Source organism: Streptosporangium oxazolinicum (genome assembly GCF_039537505.1).
Lineage (GTDB): Bacteria > Actinomycetota > Actinomycetes > Streptosporangiales > Streptosporangiaceae > Streptosporangium > Streptosporangium oxazolinicum.
Genome location: NZ_BAABAQ010000003.1, coordinates 377,256 through 399,169, shown reverse-complemented (window position 1 = coordinate 399,169; position 21,914 = coordinate 377,256). Strand labels below are relative to the sequence as shown.

8 protein-coding genes are annotated in these 21,914 nt (G+C 68.8%); 1 reads left to right on the top strand and 7 read right to left on the bottom strand.

Translation table 11 applies throughout. The features are described from left to right. Positions 1-32: 32 nt before the first annotated feature. From ABD817_RS11295 to ABD817_RS11270, 6 genes are all read right to left on the bottom strand, one after another. The gene (locus ABD817_RS11295) at positions 33-2,264 is read right to left on the bottom strand and encodes a hypothetical protein (protein WP_344917766.1); all 2,232 of its coding nucleotides are present in this window, start codon (positions 2,262-2,264) and stop codon (positions 33-35) included. Positions 2,265-2,846: 582 nt separating this feature from the next. Then, positions 2,847-7,556 (bottom strand): AAA domain-containing protein, encoded by a 4,710-nt coding sequence (locus tag ABD817_RS11290; RefSeq protein WP_344917765.1) that lies wholly within the window; start codon positions 7,554-7,556, stop codon positions 2,847-2,849. 477 nt (positions 7,557-8,033) lie between these two features. Beyond that, on the bottom strand, positions 8,034-10,997 hold the full coding sequence (locus ABD817_RS11285; protein ID WP_344917764.1) for a pPIWI_RE module domain-containing protein: 2,964 nt from the start codon (positions 10,995-10,997) through the stop codon (positions 8,034-8,036). A gap of 26 nt (positions 10,998-11,023) precedes the next feature. Continuing rightward, positions 11,024-14,716, bottom strand: coding sequence for a pPIWI_RE_Z domain-containing protein (locus tag ABD817_RS11280; RefSeq protein WP_344917763.1), 3,693 nt, complete (start codon positions 14,714-14,716; stop codon positions 11,024-11,026). Then, positions 14,709-15,905: a pPIWI_RE_Y domain-containing protein gene (locus tag ABD817_RS11275; RefSeq protein ID WP_344917762.1), complete on the bottom strand. Its 1,197-nt coding sequence runs from the start codon at positions 15,903-15,905 to the stop codon at positions 14,709-14,711. The genes ABD817_RS11280 and ABD817_RS11275 overlap by 8 nt, the downstream gene beginning before the upstream one ends. Positions 15,906-15,980: 75 nt before the next feature. Beyond that, positions 15,981-17,681 carry a PD-(D/E)XK nuclease family protein gene (locus ABD817_RS11270; RefSeq protein WP_344917761.1) on the bottom strand — a complete coding sequence of 567 codons (1,701 nt, stop codon included), beginning with the start codon at positions 17,679-17,681 and terminating at the stop codon, positions 15,981-15,983. Between the two features lie 199 nt (positions 17,682-17,880). Here ABD817_RS11270 and ABD817_RS11265 point away from each other — a divergent pair, with 199 nt between their 5' ends. Next, the gene (locus ABD817_RS11265) at positions 17,881-19,377 is read left to right on the top strand and encodes a serine/threonine-protein kinase (protein WP_344917760.1); all 1,497 of its coding nucleotides are present in this window, start codon (positions 17,881-17,883) and stop codon (positions 19,375-19,377) included. A gap of 128 nt (positions 19,378-19,505) precedes the next feature. On the opposite strand, the gene ABD817_RS11260 is transcribed toward ABD817_RS11265, so the two are convergent. Continuing rightward, entirely contained in the window at positions 19,506-21,623 is a 2,118-nt protein-coding gene (locus ABD817_RS11260; protein ID WP_344917759.1) for an N-6 DNA methylase, read from the bottom strand. Between the last annotated feature and the right edge of the window lie 291 nt (positions 21,624-21,914).

Below are 21,914 nucleotides of genomic sequence, written 5' to 3'. Positions count from 1 at the left end.
GGTCCGCAGCGGGAGAAACGATCCCGAAGACTCTAGTTCGTACGGGTGTTGGGGAGGTGCCCGCCCAGGTAGCCGATCCAGATCTTGCCGGTGGCCCCGCCGGAGTCGTCGTGGAAGTACATCCGGGGCGCGGGGTAGCCCACGGGCTTGAGCTTGACGTGGGACTCCATCAGGACCTGCCCACCCGGGCTCACCTCGGGGGGGACGGCGAAGGTCCGGCGCTCGCTGAACTTGGCGCGGGTGACCACGCTCTTCGACTCGCGCATGGACAGCATCCCGGTGGGGATGGTGAGGCGCCCGGGAGAGCCGTGGGCGCACCACTCGTAGAAACCGCCCGCGAACTCCCCGCCGGACCGGGCCCTCGCGAAGTCCTCCAGGGCGCGCAGGGAGTCCCAGGCCTTCGCCGCCCATGTCCGCGACTGGGCCGGGTGGTCCAGGTCCAGCCGGGCGGCGGCGCCGTCGGTGTCGCCGACGACGATGTGGCGCAGGCTCTCGCGGGCCTCGACCAGGACCTGGACCAGGCTGGCGGGTTCGAAGACGGGGACCTCCCCGTTCACGCCGTACACCGGCTGGCCCGCCTCCGCCAGCCTGCCCTCCAGCCAGCGGACCCGCTCGGTGAGCTTCCTGGCGTTCGTGACGGCCTCGGCGTACTCCTCGGTGAGCAGCCGGTGCTCCTCGCGGAGGCTCCTGATCTCGGCGGTCGGCCGGTCGCCCACGTCCTCCGCTACCCGTCGCCCGGCGGGGTCGCTCCGTCGTTCGGTGACACCGCCTCGTCGTTCGGAGGTGTCGCTTCGCCGGTCGGCGGGGTCGCCGCGTCGTTCCGCGACGCCGCTCCGTCGTTCGAAGGTGTCGCTTCGCCGGTCGGCGAGGTCGCCATCTCGTGCGGCGAGGTCGCTCCGCCGTTCCACGGCGTTGGCGCGCTGTTCCGCGACGACGTCACGCAGGCCGGAAAGGTGCGCGCCAAGCGTGCGGATCTCGCGGAGCACCTTGGCGGAGTCGCCGCTCGCGGCCTGCGACGACGTGGCGAGCCCCAGCGCCGTCTCCAGCTCTCCGCGCAGTTCCTTGACCACCATGTCCGCCACCACCTGGGCGATCCGCTCCGTACCGACCGCCGGGGTGTCTGTCGCGGTGGCGGTCTCCTCGGTTTGCTCGGGCTCGGCGGTGGGCTTCTCCGAGTCAGGACCCGGCTTCCCGGCGGAGATCCCGGTGGTCCCGCCGGTCGTGGCGGGCGCCGGGCGCCGGGTCATGGCCATCATCCGCCGTCGCAGCTCCTCACGGGCGAGATCGGTCTTCGCGGGCCGGAGCGCGGCGGCCGCGGCGATCTCACTCAGGTCGGCACGTCGGGCCAGCACGCGGTAGACGACCTGGAGCGTCCGCTGGACGTCCTCGGGAAGCTCGCGATGGATGCTCTCGCCGACCGCTCCGGCGGCGATCCGGTCGAGGGCGGCGTCACCCTGATCCCGGATCATGGTGGCGCCCATGGGCGGGTGCCTGCGGGGGTAGGCCTCCCCGGCCGGGTCGAAGGGGGCGAGGTAGGTGCGGATCCCGCCGCCGAACACGCCCAGCTCCTTGCCCATCGCCTTGTTGAACCGGTTCTGGGCACGCAGGTCGGCGAGCCGTACCACCAGGCTCGCGCCGGTGACCGCGCCGGCCAGATAGTCGGCACGGGCCCGCGTCGCCTCCGGGTTCTGGAGATCCACGGAGAGAACGAGGATCGGCACCCTCCGGCGGGGCTCGGTCATCACGGGGACAAACCGGTCCAGGTCGTCCTCGTTGAGGACCACCGGGCAGTCCTCCACGTGGACGGCGCCGTCGCTGATCCGCGCGGTGCGCAGGTACGCCGGGAGGAAACCGGGCACGCTCACCACCGCCGGTGCGCGCCTTTCCCGCCGTTCCGTCTCCCGCCGTTCCGGTTCACGCCTTCCGTGCCGGTACGGCTCCCGGCGGTGCCGTTCGGGTTCTCGTCCCTCGTGCCGGTCCACGGTGACGATGACCCACCCGGTCATGCCCGGCACCGATTCGGCGTAGGTCACCCGGGTCCGCAGGTGCCCCTCCCCGTACGGCTCGTCCAGCGTGTAGCGGCCACAGTCTCCACGTCGTTCCATCGTGAGCCGAGCCTGGCCGGCCTCGGCCTCGACCATCGCCCGCGCGGCACCCGGAGGCGGGAACCCCTTCTCCACGACCCACTCCGAGAAGGTACGGCGAAGCCGGATCGAGATCGGGGCGGCCGGATCCCGCAGCACCGCCTGATATAACCGCGTCACGTTCGACGCCATAGTCACGACACCTCATATGTCATCAACCTGGGGGATGTACGGCTCACTTCCGATAAATGGACGCCAGTCGTACGGGGTTGGATGTCAGCCGGGCTCCGCAGGTTCCAGCAGACGCAAAGTGCGCCATAAATACTGTTTTAATGCAGAATTAGGCCGTATATGACGTAAATCGGGTTCAAGGGCTCCGGGTGCTGCCGCGATCAGTCGACTTTGTCACACCTCAGTGTGACGACATGCTGACGTGATGTCACGGCCTTTCTGGAGGTCGCAGCTCAGACCGTCCGAGACAGCCGCCTGTGCGAGGCCCTTTCCCCATGGATCTCCTCGCCGAGGACGCACTGAGGGGGCGGGGGCGCACCGAGGGCAGCTCGACGTACGGCCCGGCCGAGCGGAGCCACCCGGCCGGGAGGGCGCCGAATCCCGTTTTTTGTGTATTCAGGGGCCCATATAGAAAAACATGTGCTGATGTTGTTGAAACATCAAGGAACTCCTGTCGCATCCGGATTTTTTTCCTGGTCTTGCAGAAACGGTCGCAAGCGTCAGGGGGTGCCGAGAGGAGAGACTTCCTGGCTACCGTGCACTGTGTGCGTGGTGATACGCCTCCACTACGCCTTCGGGAAGACGGCCACGGTCGCCGACGGCATATCCCTGGGTGCGAGCCCAAGTGCGGATCTGCGGCGTGGTCGTGTCGGCCGAGGAAGAACCAGTGCGGGGCGACCCGTTCAATGTTCCGATTGGCGATTCGTTCATGTCGCCGGAGTCGCCGTCTTCGAGCCCGTCCCAGCCATCGTTTCCCGACAGGGACAGGGCACTCCACGATGAGGATGTACTAGTCTCGTCCCCGGCGGCTTCCCCTGGTGAGATGCCTCGTCGGCCGAGTTCGGCCCAGAGGGACTCCATAGCCATCTGAGGGTCGAAGTAGAACTCGCTCTCGCGGATGCGCCAGAACCGCCACCCCGCTCGTTTGAGCTCGCGCTCCCGGTCGAGGTCTGCCTCCCGTTGTTCCGGAGTGCCGTGCCAGAAATCACCGTCACATTCGACCGCGAGGCGTCCCTTGGCGCCGCTCACCACGAGGTCGATCCGGCGCCCGTTGACCTCCACCTGAGGGACAACGTTGTACCCCTGTTCGCGGATACGGAGGAACACCCGCTGCTCGAAGAGCGAGTCGAACTCCGGATGAGGATCGTTGGAGGTCACATCGCTCAACGATGCCGTGAGCAATGTCGCGGGCGGGTTCAGCATGTAGCCGAGGAGCGATCGGCGAAGACACATCGGTGAGAGGAGATCCGGGCTGACGGAATGAAAAAGCCACATCTGGTCCTTGGCCCGTGACGCGGCCACGTTGAACCTGCGTTGCCATTCGGTGCTCGTCACCGCGGAGCGCTTCTCGGCGATCACCATGGAGAGGAACATCACGTCGCGTTCGTCGCCCTGGAAGTCGGGGGGCGTGCCGACTCGGAGGCGCCGCCTCTCCCAATCCTTGGGGTCCAGCCGGTCAAGCAGCATGTTGTGGATCAGCTGCGTCTGTCCGGTGCCCTGTAGCACGACGACGCCGAATGTCTTGTCCTTGTAGATCGGATCCTCCACGCATGTGAGGATTCGTTCCACGATGGCCTCGGCCTCCACCACGTTGCGCAGCCGGGTCGCCGATCCCTCACTTCGCGCGCCGGTGACGCGCACCACTCGCAGTGGCGGCAGACGGTCGGCACCGAACTGCCGGAGCGGTACCAGCGGTTCGTCCGCGTAGAACTGCCCGGAGGAGAAGTTGATGATCTCCGGCATACATCGGAAATGTTCCTTGAGCCGTAAGACCGTACCGAATCTCGTCGCAAGCAGGTCGAAGAGACTCGACTTGGGAGTGAAGGCGTCTCTGAGGTAGGCAGGCAGGTCCGGGAGGTAGGTAGACAGTTTCGCGAAAATCGGCTCAAGTTCACCGTGAGTCACGGTTGAGGGAGCGCACTGCTTGTCGTCGCCGACAACGATGACACGAGGTGCGAGCCAGAGCAGGAAGAGCGCCTCGATACTCGCCTGGCTGGCCTCGTCGACAATGACGACGTCGAAGGAGTCGCGGATCGGCGGGATCGTTTCCAGCACCTGCTGGAGCGGCATGATCCAGGCGGGAACCGCGTCACGGGCGTGATGCATGGCCTCGCGCGCGAGGGACTGGAATTTACCGGCATATCGTCCGGTGCCCTTTCCCAGTTTGCCGATGTGGTCCTGGTAGGCCCGCAGTGCCGTTGTCTGACGGGAGTTCATCCGGCCCAACGCCGCCTGCCAGGCCTGTTCGGCGGCGAGTTCCGCCGTCAGGCGCATCTCCCGCGCGGTCGCGGCTTCGAGTTCGGCCTCCAGGAGCTGCTCAAGGCCCGGCCGGCGTTGCTCGGCGAAGAACGTTCGTGCTTTGGCCCACGCCCAGGCGCGATCCCAGGTGGAGAAATGCGGCTGCCACGTTCGTGCCTCCGCCAGCAGGCCGAGCAACGCCGGATGGGCATCGCGCACTCGGCTCGCAAGCTCGTCGCAGCGCCGCTGCTCGATCTGTTCGCGGTGTGCGTCGACGAGGGAGGTGAGGCACAGCTGGTAGGTGATGCCATCACGTACGGTCACCGAGTGTCCGGCCTCCAGGAGCTCCGGAGGTGGAGCACCGAGACGGACTTCGTGCTGGAGCGCCACGTGGAGGTCGTTGAGTGCCGAAGTTGCCTGCTCGGCTTCTGCCTGAAGCCGAACGGCGTGTAAGGCCGTCGCGTATGACGACCATTCAGCGGGAGTGTCGAGCCTGATGTGCATGCCGGTCGAAGCGAGAAGTTGTGTCGTCTCCGCCACTCCTGGCATGATCTGACGCACCTGGTGGAGCCGGTCGAAGGCGTCGCCCAGTTGTGCGACCGTACGCTGCAGGGGCTGGTCCCGTGGAAACGTCACCCCGACCAACCCCCATCCGCGCAGTAGCTCGCCGACCGCCGCCCGGCCTTCCATCTTGGCGATGACCAGGGACAGAAGCTCCGCGTTGGACGGTGTGATCCCGTCGACCGACGTGCCGGCCAGCCACGGCTCTGCTTGCTTCTGCACAGCTGGCCGGAACAGGCCGCGTTTGAGCTGGTTACCCGCGGCGAGGTAGTCGTGTAGTCCTCGAATGGACTGAAGATATGAACCCACCGCGCCCGGTGTGTCCAGCGGCGGGTGCTGGATTTCGCGGTAGCCGATATGGCGGATCGCGTTCCGGGCTGTGTCAAGGCGATTGGTGTGGGCCGCCAGCTGATTCCACACGGCGGTCTCACGTCCACCGAATCCATCGGCCAGTGCGCGGACCGTCCAGTCGGTCGGATCCCAGTCGGATGCGTCCTCGGGTAGGCCGAGCTGTCGCAGGCGAAGGGTGACATCGGCCGCGATGGTCTCCAGTTGGGAGATCAGGTTGAAGTCGAGATGCTCAAGTCGCGCCGAGATATCCGTCTGTGCCTGCCGAGCCATGTTCTGTGCAGCGGCCTCCACAGCGATCAGGGCCTTGAGCGTCTCCGCCCCGGGGAGTGCGGCCAGGTCGGGGATCCGTTGTGAGACCCTCGCCTTGCGCTGGGGGGTCTCTTCGGCAAGCAAGGTGATGAGCTCCGCGGCCTCACCGGCGGAGATGGGTGGTGTGGGCGATGCCGAGGCCGACAGAGGAACCGGCATCCATTGGCAATCAGGTTCTTCCTGCCGCAGTTGCCGGACCACGGCGGCGAGGGTCCCGGAGTAGCCGGCGGCGATCTCGGGATAGCGGTAGGTCTCGGACTCGCGCAACGCGCGGACCCGCTCGGTCAGTTCCGCGGTCATTCGGCGAGACGATTCGAGTTGGTGCCGCTTCTCGGCGATGCTCTTGGCCTGCCGGACGGGGTCGAAGGATGAGAAACGGTTCGACAGCGCCTTGATGCCGCCTTCGAGTTCCGCGGAGCCGCCGCGGCCGAGATCGGTCATGGAGACGCACAGCGCGGCTATCTCCGGTGGGAGCTTGTCCCGCAGCACTCGAAGTGCCTGCCCTTTCTGGCTGGTGACCAGCACACGCTGCCCCTGCGCGAGCAGTGCCGACAGCAGGTTGGCGATGCTGTGAGTCTTTCCGGTTCCGGGTGGGCCCTGGACGACGACACCGTTGTCCGAGCGCAGACGCGTCATGATCGTTCGCTGCTCGGGGTTGGCGGGGAGTGGGAACAGCGGATCCCGCCCAAAGGTGTCGCCTGGCGTGTTCTCCCTCTCCCGAAGGAAGGCCATGCGCTCCGCCGGTTCGAGAGGACTGACGAGTTGTGCCAGTCCGAGGGGTGTTTGGGCGTCCGCTCCGGTCAACGTGGTCATCATCTGGTCGTAGTAGGAGATCAGGGAACCGTGGTTCCGCCTGCGGAGTACGAGCGCGGGGGCAAACCGCACCTCCGTGTCCCTGGCGGACATGTCGCTCAGGGACCAGTCGTGCTGGTATCGGGGCTGGGGATTCGTGTTCAGGCCGCGATCACACCATGACTCCAGCACCTCGGCCACCGAACTCCGCAGCCCGATGCCTTCGCCCTCCCTGACACGGCGACGGAGGTGATCGGTCCGCTGCGGGACGAATCCATCGAGGTCGGCCAGTAGTTCACGGTCTTCGAGCGTGGGTGCCGTCTCACCCAGCAGAACATGCACTCGTTCGGTGTCCTGATCAACCCGAAGGTGAAGACGTGTCGCGAGGAGATGGTTTCGGATACGTGTGCCGCCGGGTGCGATCCAGGAGAGCAGGCCGGTCGCCAGAACCAGTTCCCACTCGTCGTCGATCTGGTCCAGTTGATGGGAGATCGAATAGAGATCGCGGTGCCAGCGCTGCTGCCGTATACGATCGCGTTCCCGATCCGCCCAAACTTGCCACTGGGGAATCCACTTGTCGTAGGTCCTGACCACGTCGGGCCGGTCCTGTTGGGTTTCCCATCGAGACACCGTCTTCCCGTCCTCGTTGGTCTCCTCAATGCGACGCAGACCGGTTTTGGACAGTTCGGGAGCGTCTAGCTCGGCGTCGATGAGCTCCTCGTGGCGTACCCATCCGTGAAGTTCGTCAGGGAGGCTGGGAGGCGGTGTGTTCCGGATGTGATCGACGGAGAAGAGCACATCGCCCGGCCCGGCCTCGCTGTGTGGTTCGACCTCGTCCGGCAGGTCTACCAGCCAGAGGACCTGATTGTGATTGCGGAGATCCCTGATCGGGACACGACGAGCCGATGCCAGATCGCGGAGAAACTCGACCAGCCGCGTAGTGGAGTCGACCAGTTGGGGGTCGCGGGCCAGGGACTGCTGCGCACTCACGCGGCTCTCCTTCGAATCGTATGTCTTGTGTCTCGGGGCCGACGCAGGCCGGAACAGGGGGCTTGGCAAGGTGACGCCTCGACGCCGCGAACATCGTCAGGGATCGATGAGAAGACCGGAAGAGGGCCGCTGGGTGCGCGCGAACATGGGCCTCTCTTCATGGGAATGGTCTCTGATGGGCGAGATGCTAGTAGTTGTAGGGTCGCATATGCATGGACCGTTCCCGTAATGAGACGGCTTTGCCGTCACGCCTTACCCTTTGTGAGGCGTTTTAGTTCATGTGAAAAGCGCAAATTGTGTAGTTTTGTCATAAGAAAGCGGTGTATCGACTCCGTGTTCTCCTCTGTAGGGCCCTCTGATCTCGCCCGGTCTGGGTTATGCGTCGACTCATTACCGGATTGTTTGGGCAGAGCGAGGGCCGAGACCGCAGACATGGTGGCGCCGATGCGCGTCGCCCGCGATCGAGAAACGCGTGACCTACCCTCGGTCATCGGTGACGGCTGAATCATCGACGGCTTCCTCTTCCTCCGCGAGGGTGGGGAGCACGTACTCCTGGGCGAGCGCCGCCAGGTGCAGAGGAAGCGGCAGGGACAGGGCGTCGAGATAGTCGGCCGCCTGGCGCAGTTGGTGGACGGCCATGGCCAGGGCCTCGGGAGTGTCTCCCTCCTCACCGGAGGTGGCCGGGTGGCAACCCAGGACGGTGACCTCCATGAGAGCGGGGTTCCAGGCAGGGATCTCGGTGTCGATGGTCGGCTCGCCCTTACGCTTTCCCGCCCGCAGCGGACGAGGGGCCAGCTTGTCGGCCTCCACAGAGGAGGCGCGGAAGGTTCCGGCCTTGTCGGTGGTGCTGTAGAAGACCCGCGAACCAGAGGCATCGGTCCACAGGCCCGCGGCGAGGCCGTTGACCCCTGAGGGGTTGCCGATCCCCCACCACTGTGGCGTCTCGCGCCCGCTCGTGTCGCGTACCCTGACCAGCCGCAGGTCGGAGTCGAGTCGACCGGCCGACGCGTGGCCGGTTCTGATCAGATCCGGTACGACCTGACCGTCCTGGAGCCAGGGCCAGTTGGTCCGGCCGTTCTGGGAGTGAGCGAGTAGCAGGGTGGGGCGACCGTGCAGGGAGCGGAGCATTTTCTGCAGGTAGCGGGCGGTCTTCGCGCGCTGCTCCTCTCCCTTCCTCCGCCGTTCCTGGAAGGTGACACGGGGCTGGGGCTGCCCGTCGCCGGCGGGGGACGGAGGCATCTCCGCGCTGGGCGCGGGGTCCTCCTCGACCTCGTCTGATGTGCCGGGTGCGTAGCCCTCGTCGATCTCATCCGACAAGCCGGGGAGTTCGGCGAGTCTGGTCAACCGGAGCAGGAACTTCGGGTAGGGGATCCAGACGTGCTGATCCGGGTCCCAGCCGCGGATCACGGTCTGGCCCGATCCCGGTTCCGAAGGACCGACCAGGACGGTGACCGGGGTGTGCCGAGCCACCCGGGTGGGACCGTCGGCGCGGCGCTTCACCATCCACACGGCGGCGTAGTGGAGATCGGTGGGGAGCCGGTCTCCCAGCGTGTGCTCGGGGACGACCCGCACGCCGAGCTGACGGAACCCGTCCAGCCAGGCCGAACGAGCGCGATAGGCCGCGTTCTTCTCGGAGTTGTAGCCCCTGGCCTTTTGAGGGACGGCGGTGAACTGGGTGATCACTCCGGCGTCGGCACAGCCCAGTCGCAGGGCGAACTTGGGATCGTGGAGCGGGGTTGTGAAGTCGGCCCGCCGGTCGATCTCCACCAGGGCGAGGGCCGCGGTGTCCGGATCGGCGCCGTCGGCGGTCAGGACGGCGGCGACGGCGGTTCGGCGGGTGGTGATGGCCGCGGCGAGAGCCCGCCCCCTGCCACGGGTCGCCGGGTCGATGTCGAGGGAGTCGGCGAGACCTCCCGACAGCGGCAGGCAGCGCAGCCGCACGGTGAGTTCGGGTGCCTCCCACCGGAGGAGGACCGGGTCACCTGGCTTGGCCATGTCGAAGACCTCGGCCGCGGGGGCGCCGCCGTCACCGTCCAGGGCGAGCACCTCGGTGAGGGCCGCGATGGCCGTGTCGCGCATGGTGGCGGTCTGCCACAGGAGGCGGGCCTCCACGACCGGGACGCCGGCGGGTGGCGGTTTCTCGTCGGAGAGGGTTCGCATGGCGACCGCGAGTGCGGCACGGCGAGCATGGGCGGTCCGTACCTCCTCGGCCTTCTTGGCGTCTCCCCGAGGCTTGGGCCGCGCGTTGGCGGGCGTGTTCGAGGAGATCCCGCTGCGCCTCAGGTCGGGAGCGCGCACCAGTCCCGCGGGAAGTGCCTGTTCGGCCCACTCGACGAGCTGTGAACGCTGATTGGACATCAGGCCGGCTTTGACGCCGTGCTGGCCCATGTGGTTGCTGTGCACCACGGCGGCGCGTACGCCGGGCCCCTCGCCGATCCATCGTTCAGGCGCGGTGAGCAGCTCCGCCGGGTCGGGAAAAGGCTGCCCGAGGGCGATGGCCCGCAGGATTCCGGCGGGGCCCGCTTCGCGCCAGCCGTGGGCCCGCTCGTCGCGGTCCCAGGTGAGCCGGGCCACCGCGTAACGCTCGCAGGCGGGTGTTCCTGGAAGCCATGGCACGGTCGGGCGCAGATAGACCGACGTGTCGCGGCGGAAGGGCAGATAGAGGCGGCCGTTCGCGGCGGGATGGGTGGCCCACCGCCTCAGGCCCGTGTGGACGTGTAGCCGTAGGTGCGGCGAGAACGGGACGGTGTGCAGAGAGACGTTGACGACGACGGAGAACCACCAGGTGCGGTCCTTGCCCTCGTGCGGCAGGGGTTGCGACATCAGCTCCGCACCCTGCTGGCGCGGGCCGCGCGGAACGGCTCTGAACCGCAGAAGACCGGCCCCCGTGTCGTAGGGCGGCAGGGCGAGGACGCGACGGGCCAGATGGTCGGTGGCGAGCTGGAACTGCCTGCCGAGCGGGAGCGCGGTGCCTCCGTCGGTGGTGTCGCAGCCCAGCAGGTCCACCTCCACCTCGCGCCAGCGCGGGGGGTCGGCACGCAGTTCGGCGAGGGTTTCGACGACCCTCGCACGGTGTTCCGGTTCCGGGCGCAGGTTGCGCACCCAGGCGGTGAGCAATCGTTCGAACGCCGCGTCCGGCAGCGGGTGGGGGATGTCGGCGGGTGCGTACAGCCAGAAGTCCTTCTCGTCGCCGTGTTTCTCCGAGCCTCGCCCCCGCACCACCAGGTCGGGGGCGAGACTCTGCAGTACGCCGTCCATGCGGTAGGTGGGGACGGTACGGTACGGCTCCGCCTCGGCGTCCCGGCCCGTGTTGCACAATGCCAGCAGGCTGTCGCGCCACTGTTCGGGAAAGGGCAAAGCACGGTATCGGGAGGTCAGCGGAGCGGCGCCGGGAGCGAGCAGGTAGGCGGCGCGGCGGATCTCGCTGTAGGTGAATCCCATCGGGGCTCCTGGGCGTGAGGATTTTGTCAGGGACGTGCGGGGCCGGCGGTCATGCCGCGGAGCGCGTCGTAGAGCGGCCGGTAGAGCATCTGGACGAGAGCGGGGTCCGCCGGGTCGGCGAAGAGGTTGGGGTCGGCGTCGGCGACGAAGTAGGGGGCGAGAACGGTTCGCAACTCGGCCAGCAGGCCGTCGCCGGGGCCGGGGCCGCTGAGACGAGCGGTCCGCGCCGTGTCGGCTCCCGGTGCGGTCGCCACCGCGTACCGCGGGGCGAACCTCGCGTCCACGAAGACCACCCTGGCCGGGACGCCGCCACGCACCAGGCGCCCGATGACCTGCCAGATCGCCACCAGTTGGTCCCAGGCGAAGGACCGCTTCTCCGTGGGGTCAAGCCGGGAGTAGACGTAGCGGCGGGAGAGCAGCCTGCGCCACTTACGGCGGGCCTCATGACGGAAGGCGAGCCCCGCCGCGTCGAGCCCCTCCGTTTTGGCCACCAGATCTCCGAAGGTGGCTCCTTCGAGGTTGGGGTGGTCGCGTACGAAGCGGGCCACCCAGTCGTTGATCGCGAAGATCGCCAGGGACAGGTCGTCGGGCCGGGGGTGGGGGCGAGCGAGGAAGAGCACGGTTCCGAAGGCGGCGGTGCGTCGCGCGTTGAGAATGTTGTGGCCGCGTTCGATCGCCATCAGCGGGGCGACCAGAAGCTCGGCGTCGGGGTCCTCGGCGAAGGAGGCCAGGTCTCCCCGGCGTACGGCGGCGGCGTGGACGCGGCCGTCGGAGCCGAGGCCCCCGCCGCGTACAGCCTGTTCGAGGTCAGCGTCGTCGGCGGCGAGCACCCGGACCCGGCCGCGCCAGCGCTCCATCTCCTGCAGGGCGTCCGCGGCGGCGGTCGCCTCCCGGTAGCTGCCGACCAGCAGCAGGGCCCTGCGGCGGCCGTCGTCGCCGATCAGGGCGAGTTCTTGTTCCAGCGGGCTGGGCAACCCGCCCCGGCCAGGACGGCCGAGGCGTGCGATCATCCGGCGCAGCACCACCGGTCGCACGGTCTGGTCCTGACCCGACAGGCTCAGCGGGGTGTCGTCGTCGTCGTAGAGGAAGTGCGTGCGGAAAACGGTGTTCCGGATGGCGTCGAGAGCACGGGGATCCGGTTTGAGCACCGCCTTGACGGGGGCCAGGACATGGGCGCGTGTGGATGTGCCCGCCCAGCTGGTGCCCGACATCAACAACACGTGGGTCCCCGGGCGCCCGTTGGAGGAGACGGCACCCAGACCGGGCAGCGACAGCAGCAGCTCCCGGCCGACTCCGGCACAGCGGAAGAACCGCAGGGTGCCGCTGCGGCGGCCCTCGGGATCGCGGTCCTGCTCCTCGGGCAGGTACTGGAAGCCGATGACGTTGCCCATCGGGGCTTCGGGGACGATCGGGGCGTAGTCGAGCGGCGGACGCCTGGAGAGTTCGTTGTCGGTCGAGTCGAGATTGAGCGCGGCCTCGACCTGCGGCCACAGGAAGGTAAGCCGGTCGAGCCGCTTGTGTAGCGCGGAGAGGAGAAGGGTGAACTCCAGCCGCTTGGTGGTGCGGTCGTACCAGGAAAGGCTGCCGGGGACGTCAGCCGAGTCGGGTTCACCGGTGTGTCGGCGGACGGGCGCCGGCAGGGAGCCGTCCAGCAGTGGGGAGCCTTCGAGGAGCAGGTTCAGGACTTTGCGCACCCGCTGCCGCGTGCCCTTCTCGTTCAGAGTGTGAAGCAGGTCGTGGGTGGCTTGGACAAGGCGGTCGGCGTCCGTTTCGTAGGGCCCGCGGTCGCCGAGCGGGTCGTCGCGGAAGGTGTCGAAGACGGCGGTCACCTCCTGCCTGCGGTCGGCCCATGGAAAGGTCTTCTGCTGAACCGGCCACGACGCGGATCCGCCCTGCGCGAGCTGTTCCTCGTCCTCGTAGAGGATCGTCTCGTCGGGCACGTCGTCGGTGAGGCCGGAGACGGCCGGGGTGTCCAGAGAGGTGTCGCCGGGAGCCGGATACCAGCCGGCGATCAGCTTCTCCTGCAGGGTCCAGGCGCTGAAGTACTCGATGTCGGCCCAGGTACGCAGGTCCTCGTCACTCATCAGCATGGCGTACAGCCGGTTGGTGGCGACGCTCACCACGTCGAGCGAGACGGCCCAGCGTTCGACATTGCGCTCGGACAGCGGCAGCCTTCCCTGCCGAGCCAGCTCGTCGATCTTGTGGGTGTCCAGCTTGTCGAGCCAGGACTCCGGTCCTCTCGTCACCAGGGTTGCCGACGGGGCGAACATGGTGTCCAGTTGCATCTGCACCCGGTCGGCCTCGTCCACGATCACGATGTCGCTGCGCAGGCAGGCCAGCTCCAGATAGCGCAGCCGTTCCTCGTTGAGGTGGTTCGGCACGGGGCTCTGCACGAGGCTGGCGGGATTCGCCACCCAGATCAGGGCGTCGACCAGCTCCCGGGCGGCGCTGTGCCGGGGGCAGGCGCTCCAGACCGGGCAGCCGTGTGCCCGACCGAGCGCGTCCGGCGGCTCCTGGCCCCGAACCGGTCCGCCGATCGGGTAGAGGTCGGGCAGTATCCGGTCGGCAACGGGTTTCGGCGCTTTACGGGCGGGGTGAAGGCCGGTGCACGGGGCGTCCGCGTAACGGAGCGGTTCGACGGCCTCGTTGCCGCGCAGGGCGTCCACGACACAGACGGTGCTCAGGTCGTCGAAGCCCGGGTCGTCGTGGGCCAGCAGGGATCCGGGCGCGCGGGCGGCGAGGCGGCGGTGCAGTCGCTGCACGTGGGTCTCCCGGGTGGTGGTGCCCAGCACGGGGGCCGCGTCCAGGCCGAGCTCGCGAAAGAGGGCGGTCAGCGTGAGCTGCTCGGCGACGTCGCCGACGACCAGGGTGGTCCGCATCCCGCGCCTGGCCGCCCAGACCGCGATCAGCGACATCAGCGTGCTCTTGCCCGCTCCGACCATGCCGACCAGGTGCAGCAGCCCGTCGAGGCTGAGCACGTCGGCGGGCGCGAACCCCCGGCCGTCGTCGGTGCGCATGTCCAGGCTCAGGGCGGCGAGGCGCCGCTCCCAGTCGCCGGGGGGGCGGCCGACCTGCCGTTCGGTGTCGTCCATCCATCGGGCGGTGTCGGAGAGTTCCGCCAGAGGTATGTGCAGAGGCCACTCCTTCCGCGTGTCCCTCACGGTGAGCTCATGGCTGGGAGCGGGCGCCGGGCGCAACGACTCGGGCAGGGTGACGGAGGTGATCCGGCGGCGTTCGACGAAGCGGTGCGAGCCGGGACCCGCGAGGGGCAGCTCGCGCCGGGTGAAGCCGGGTGTGCTCTCCAGGGCGGCGTCGTACGTCGCGAAGCGACCGGCGGCGACGGAGGGCTCCACCCGCCGGGCGGGACCGTCCACCGAAGGCAGGCGGTAACCGCGTAGCCGCTCCTGAAGCTCCTGGTACGCCTCCAGGGACTGCAGCCACGTCCGGCGGCGGCGCAGGGTCCACAGCAGGTGGCGGGCGGAGACAAGCAGCCTTTCCGCGCCTGGCGTGGTGACGAGGCCGCCGGCGCGGGCGAACGGGTAGCCGCCGAGGAGGACCCACACACCATCAGCGGGCCGCTCGGGATCGAGGCGTTCCATGAGCCGCAGGCCGAGTTCCACCTGGAACAGCAGGGACGGTCTGATCTCGCCCTGCTCTGGGGGCCAGAATCCCAAGGCGCCGGCGACGAGAGGTTGGTACCAGCTTTCCGTGTCACGCATCGAAGGCTCCGTTCGCCGGTGTGCCGTCGCCGGCCTGCGCGAGGTGGGCGGCAGGGCTGGTCTCGCCGCGCAGCCGGGCGCGCGCGGCCGCGACCAGTTGCCGGTCGGTGAGCAGCGGGAGGCCGCCCGCCGCAGGAGTGCGATTACGGGCGTATACCTCCAGGTAGTCCGGGCGGGTGTCGACGCGGTACCGGGGAACCACCCAGCAGGCCTCGTCGTACGGAGGCTGCTGCCGAACCTCGATGGCGGCCTGACCGAGAAGGCCCGGGTGGGCCCAGTCCTTGACGTCGACCGCCCATACCCAGCCGTCGGGGAAGGTGATCCGCAGGTCGTAGGTGTCGAAGCCGGGCCACATCTCGACCGGGAGGCGCAGGGTCCGCAGTTTCCTCTCCAGGTCGGCCTCCGCCCGGCCGGGGCCGGTGACGAACTGCCGCAGCGGACGGCTGAGCTGCCACGGCGTGCCGATCTCGTCGGCGCGCAGCGTCCGTCCCGGTGGTGGCTGTCCCTGTCGTCGGCAGTGGTCACGCTCGCACCACCAGCCACCGTCGGTGAGGGGCACGAGCAGGGTCAGGCAGCGGGCGCACGTGACGTACGCGCCGTCGCTGCAAAAGCTGTCCGGAACGCGGTGGTATATCTGCTCGATGAGTTCCCGGACCGGATCCAGGTAGAGGTCCGTGGCGACCTCGAACATGTCGTTGCCAGTGAGGACGGGACGCTCCACCAGCAGACGGCGGAAGGCCGTGTAGGACTCAGGGGCCTCACTCTCGCGGCACAACCGCATTGCGGAGTGGATCACCGCGCGGTCGTACTGTTCTGCCGCGCTGTCACGGGTGCGGATCCACCACTCGTGGCACAGCTGGGTGGGTCGGGTGGAATCGGGATCGATCAGGAGGTCGTCCGGGCCGAAGGCGTCCCGGGGGAGTTCCAACGGCCAATCCTCGACCGGACGAGTGCGGCACCAGACAAGAAGTTCCGGCAGGCTCCTGGGGGGCCGAGCCTCCTGCAACAGACAGGCGAGCACCATACGGTCCAGGGCGCGCTGAGCCTCGGCGGGATAGGGAAGGGCGAACGCCTCCAGATCAGTGATCTCCGCGAGCTGGACCACGGCCGTAGCGATCGTGTGCAGAAGCGTGACACCGGCGTGCGTGGACCAGTCCGCGAGGGACACGGAAGGCTGGGGTGATGGCATGGACGGTCTCCTGGTGGATTCCTCGGAGAAGGGCGCGTTCGGCGGATCGAGCGAAGGTCGGCCCGAGCCTGTCTTTCAGCGGGAGGAACCAGGCAGCGTGTCGAGGTGCTCGCGACCGGGGCGACACCAGTCGAGGGCCTCGCAGTCGCCGCAGTGCCGGCCGGGCTTCGGGGCGTAGGCGGTGTCCCGCAGCCAGGGACCGGCCATCTCGGCGATCACCGCGCGAGCTTCGTCGACGACGGAGGGAAGTCCGGGGTCCAGCTCCTCCAGGCCTCCGTCGTCTGGGTAGAGCATCTCCAGTTCGACCCGGGAGCGGCGCATGTCCCCGTCGAGCACCCCGGAAGCCATCATGAGGACGGCTAAGGCGAGCTGGGGATAAGTACGCATTAGCGGCCTTCCCTCCCACAGGTGGTTGCCCGCGGTCTTTGTCTCCCGCCAGATCCACCCACCCCCGCGGGTGTGGAGAAGGTCCGGGGTGGAGATGACGACGACGTCGAGCTCAGGGTCGTAGCAGGTCAGCTGCGGCTGCACACGCACCTGCTCGCCGGGGCCGAGCCCGTCGAGCGGGCACAGGGCCGTGTGCTCGGCGATCATGCGGGCACCCGCTCTGGCCTCGTCGCCGGTGAGGACGTGTCCTCCGGCGGACCAGCGGCCTGGATCCCCGGGCCCCTTCGAGTGTCGGCATCCCTGGGAGGGAAGGGCGGCGTGCCGCTCGTTCAGCCAGGCGTCGACGGCACGCCCCCTCAGGATCGCGGTGCTTTCCGGACGCGGGGACCTTAGCTTCAGCTGTCGGGTGAGATGGAAGCGGGCCGGGCACTCGTCGTGGGCTCGCAGGTCGCTGGCGGACACGCTGCGCCGCGGACGCGGCCTGCCGGGAGAAAGGGCCAGCACGCCGGGAGCCCTATGCGGCGCTGTGCACCCGTTCAGAGCCCTGCACCCGACACAGCCGGAGCCGGGGACGCGGTCAGTGCCGTCCACCGCCCGGCCCAGGGCTGGTACGGCATGTTCGGCGTAGCGGTCGCGAACCTCCTCGGCGTCCCAATCGAGCAGGACGGCGCTGCCGCCGTCGCTACAGCCAACGCCCACCACCCGGACCCGCCGGGGACGGGCCGTACGAAAGGCGGGCAGTCCCTTGACCGGCCGGTAGGGCTCGCCGTATCTCGCCGCGCTCGGGATGCCGAAGACGACAGTGTGGGCCGCTGCGGCCAGCTCCGCAGTGGAACGTTCCCGGTTGACGACACCGAAGGACAGCAGCCACAGCTCGCGGATGCTTCCGTCGGATGAGGTGTACCGGCGCCCCCAGGCGGTCTGCTCGTAACGCGTCGCGCCGCGCCGGTCGGGTGATCGTAGAACCTTCCCCGCCACCCACTCGTCCGGAACGGGGTGGGTACGCGCCGCCCCCTCGGCTTCCTGAGCCGCGCGGGCGGCGAGGTAGCGGGGCGCCGCGGCGGCGGTCCACTCGACCAGCCCGGGATGAGCCGGAGGGCGGCCTTTCCTGCCGAAGGTGCCGTGGGTTCGGCGAAGGTCCGTCATCGCCTGCGTGACCGTCATTCCCTGATGTTCAATGAGGTCGAGCATGTCCATCAGCGGTTTCAGGGTGAAACTCTGCAGCGGCTCGTAGCGGCGTGGCGACCCGGGATCCGCCCGGATCCAGGGGCGGGCCTTGACCGCGACGGCGGCGGGACAGTCTCGGGCGTCTTCCCGGGACGAGGGCAGCCCGGTGCGCACGAGCGAGCCGTCGCCGACGGTGCCCAGGGGTGGAATCCATGTCGTCATCGGATCCCCTCTCTTCGATCAAGGTTTGCAGGTGGGGCTCCTGCGGCGAGGCGGAAGCGAGTATCCTCAGGAGAGCATCTACTGTGAACTAAGTCAAGCTGTAAATATTTCTTTCCCGAGTTCACCTATACTTCTGCCGTTACAGAGGGCGACGCGGGCGATTTGCGGGACACGTGTGAACGCCGACCGGAAGGTGGACATGGAACCTGAAGACATGCTGGACGGCCGCTATCGGCTGATGAGGCTTCTTGGCCAGGGCGGTATGGCCGAGGTATGGGAGGCTCACGACACGCAGGACGACCGTGAGGTCGCCGTCAAAGTCGTCCGCCCTGCCCGGGACCTCGTCGGCCACTGGTTCGACACCGAAGACATGCACCAGGGCCGGACGGAGCTGCACGGCCGGTTCCGGCGGGAGGGAGAGGTGCTGGCTGGCCTGAGGCACCCTGGCATCCCGGAGCTGTACGGCAGGGGCACCCATGGAGATCGTCCTTACATCGCGATGCGGCTGGTGAAGGGCAAGTCGCTCTATCGGTTCCTGGAAACCCAGTGGCCGTTCGCGCGGTCCGTGGTGATCGCGATCGCCTACCAGGTCGCCGACGCCCTCGCCTGTGCGCATGCGGCCCAGCTGGTCCATCGCGACCTCAAGCCGCACAACGTGGTCATCGACCGCGACGGCACCGTCGTTCTCATCGACTTCGGGATCGCCCTGCCCCTGCGTCCCGGTGTCACCCGCTACACCGAGCAGGGAAAGTCGGTCGGCAGCAAGGGATACATGGCGCCTGAGCAGATCAGGGAGGAACGACTCACTCTGCACACCGATTTGTACGCCTATGGATGCGTGACCTTTGAACTGTGCACGGGCCGGCAGCCGTTCGGGACCGAGACGGGGCTGAGTATCGTCCGCCAGCACCTGGAGAGTGTCCCGCCGTCGGTCCAGGAGTTCGCCCCCTGGGTGCCTGACGACATCGCCGAGCTCATCCTGAGGCTTCTCGCCAAGGATCCCGGCGAACGGCCCCCCGACGTCCAGGCTGTCCTGAAGGTGCTGAAGCCTCATCTTCCCGTTCTGGGAGAGACGGCTCCCGACCCCCGGGTTGACCCCGATCCGACGCTCAGGTTCAGGGAGCCGGCCGGATCTCCCGCTGGTGCCGTACACCGGCCCCCGGTGGTTTCGCGGGCCGCCCGCCCGCGCCGGGCCGCCACCTGGGTGAGCCGCCGGAACGTCGAGGAGGTCCTGGTCGAGGTCAACGGGGAACTGGCGGAGGGGCGGGCCGGGCCCGCCACCGAGTGTCTCGCCGAGATTCTTCCCGCCGCGCGGCGCGAGTTCGGCGCTGACCCGCTGGTCCTGAGGGCGCGGAGGACGTGCGCCGACAGCCTGCGCATAGTGGGAGACTGCGTCAGGGCAGGTGATCTCTACCAGCAGCAGGCTGACGACCTCGGCCGAGCGTCCGATCCGGCCGTCCGTGCCGAGAGGCTTGTCGCCCTGCTCAGGGTCGCCGAGTGCCGCATCCCGTCGGAAGAGATCGACGCCGCGCTGGACATCCTGCGCGACGTGGTGAGCGAGGTAGTCGCGCTGCCCGCCGAACTCGCCGAGCCGGTCGTCGTTCTTTGCGAGGAGCTCGGTGTCGAGCTGTCCGAGCTGCGTCGGGAAACGGAGGTGAACGAGATCCTCGCGCCGATCAGGCGCCGCAGGTCGTGATCCTTGCTAGGCAGGCGGCCACCTGGGGGAGGAGCATCGGGCACAGGTGTCACCCGCGTCCGGGCGCGCGATATCGCGAACGGCTGGACGGTCGTTTCCGTTCTACCTGGAAAAGTTCTCCCCAGAGATCACGTCTGGTTGCCCGGAAGCCTTCCGGTAGCGATGCCGTCCGTCAGCCCGTTGACCAACTCCCCGCCGACTGTCTTCGCTTCCTGCAGCGATCGCTCAAAGGCGGTGAGCCGCCGGAAGGCCTCGCCGTAGCGGCGCTGCTCTTCCAGGGGCAACCGCAGTACCTGCAGCCTGCGGACGTCGATGCGCGAGGACGTCGAGGCATGGGTTCCCGCCTGCCTCGCGTTGGCCGGGGCGCGCAGGCAACCGGCCAGGAACCAGGGGTCGAGCAGTGCCGGATCCGCCCGGAGGGCGAACAGCTGCGAGCCCAGCACCGTGGGGGCGTCGGTGTCCACCCAGGCGCCGAACGCCCGGTAGGCCCCGACGACCACCACCTCCTCCGGGACGGTCACGGTGAGGGTGCCCGCCGTCTCTCCCGCGGAGGCCTCATGCGCGGGCAGCCAGCCGGACGGCCTGCCTCCGGCCAGCACGTCGGTGACGGTGAGCACGGGCACGGCGTCGTCGGGGGCGTCGCCGGTGCGCACCGCGCCGTCCGCCGGTTGCTGCCCGGCCCGCATCGTCAACGCGCCCGCCCGGAGCAGGTCGCCCACGATCACCGTGCCCTGGCCCGCCGGTTCCTCGCCGCTCAGTTCGAGCGCGGACAAGGTCGCGGTCAGGTCCCGCAGCTCGTGGAGCAGGGTGCCGAACCGGTTCCACGAGCGCCGCAGGCCCAGGTTTGCCGAGCTCCCCCGCTTCGGGACGTGTCGTGCCGGGGTGAGGTCCACCTCGTCGTCCAGGAGGTCAATCACCGGGACCACGGCGTGGTCGGCCGACCGGTCCCTGTCCTTGTCTCCCGGCTGGATGGCCAACACCACGCGCCTGTGCAGGAGGGGCCAGTCGATCGCCGCCCTGCCCGTCCTCTGCGTTCCCCCCGACGGCTCCGGCTGGATCCCGGCCGCGTCGACGAGGAGCACTCCGGCCTCCGTCCCCGCTCCGCCTCCGGCCGGTGCCCGCAGGACCCACAGGTGCAGCGCGACGCTGTGCGGGGGCGCGGATCCTGGGGGAAGGGCGACCACCGCGCGCAGCGTGCCGCTACGGAGCAGCCCGGCCCGGATCCGGCGCCCCGCCCTGCGGGAGGCGACACCGGGCGGCATCAGCAGCACCGCCGTCCCACCGGGCGCCAGGCGGCTCAACGCGTGTTGTGTCCAGGCGAGCTCCGGTTCGGTGCGGGGAGGCAGGCCGTACGTCCAGCGGGCGTCGGTGGCGAGCTCCTCGTATCCCCAGTCGCGCTCGTTGAACGGCGGGTTGCACAGCACCACGTCGGCACGGACGTCGAGGTGGGGGTCGGCGCGCAGCGTGTTCCCGCTCCGGACGTCTACCTCCCACGCGGTCTCACGCCCCGGTAAGTGACCAGCGAGCACGATCCGTACGGCGGCCAGCGCCGCCTGGGTCGGGTCGACGTCCTGGCCGAGCAGTTTCAGCGGGATACCCGAGGGGTGCGCGCCGGCCCACTGCCGGGCGGCGGCGAGCAGGAGACCGCCCGTGCCGCACGCGGGGTCGAGGACGGTGCCGACATCGCCCGCCTCACCGTCGCGCGACAGCTCGGCGACCTTCGCCATCAGGGCCGCCAGCGGGCGCGGTGTGACACCGATCTGCCGGACGTGCGTGTCGAGCCAGCGGCCGAGCAGGAAGTCGTAGGTGTCCCTGGCCCCGTGTTTCCTCGCCAGGCCGACCGCGCGTTCCACCAGGGACCGCTGGGCGTCGGAGAGGCGGGTGTCATATGGAAGGCCCTCGGTCGCGTCGGTGTCCGGCGGACCCGCCGCGTGCCCCGCCTCCTCCCGGGCGAGCCGGGCACCGGCCGCGGCGATCGCCCTCCCCATCGTGTCGCGGTCCCCGAGCGCCTCGAACTCCGGCCAGAGCCGTTCCCGGCTGCCGACCTCGTCGAGCTTCCCCTGTCGCCTCAGCCACTCCTCCACCTGCGACAGCGCGAACTGCGGGCTGGTGTCCGTGCCGCCGACCGGCGCGGGAAAGGTGTCGTGGCGACGGCGCCAGTTGCTGACGGCCGCGCGCCCGACACCGGCGATCCTGGCTATCTCCGCCAGGGTGACGGAGACGGATGGGTCGACAGAAGGAGGCATCGTGTCTCCGGGTAGTGGACAGGACCGGTGGCGACCCCCGCCGGAAGGCACGATGACGGCGTGTGCCCAGGTGGGCGGGCACCACGGCTTCCTGTGAAGGTCCTTTCGCAGCCTATCCGTTGACTCAGTTCACCCGGGAGCCGACCCGGCCGCGGAAGCCTGACCAAGGGCGATGGCGAGGTCGTCTCCGGCCCAACCGGTGCCATCTCTCCAGATTGTCGTGATGGTGAAGGGCCGTGGCGGGCATCCTCGGAGTCCTTAAGGACTCCGAGGCCTGAGAAAACAGACGAA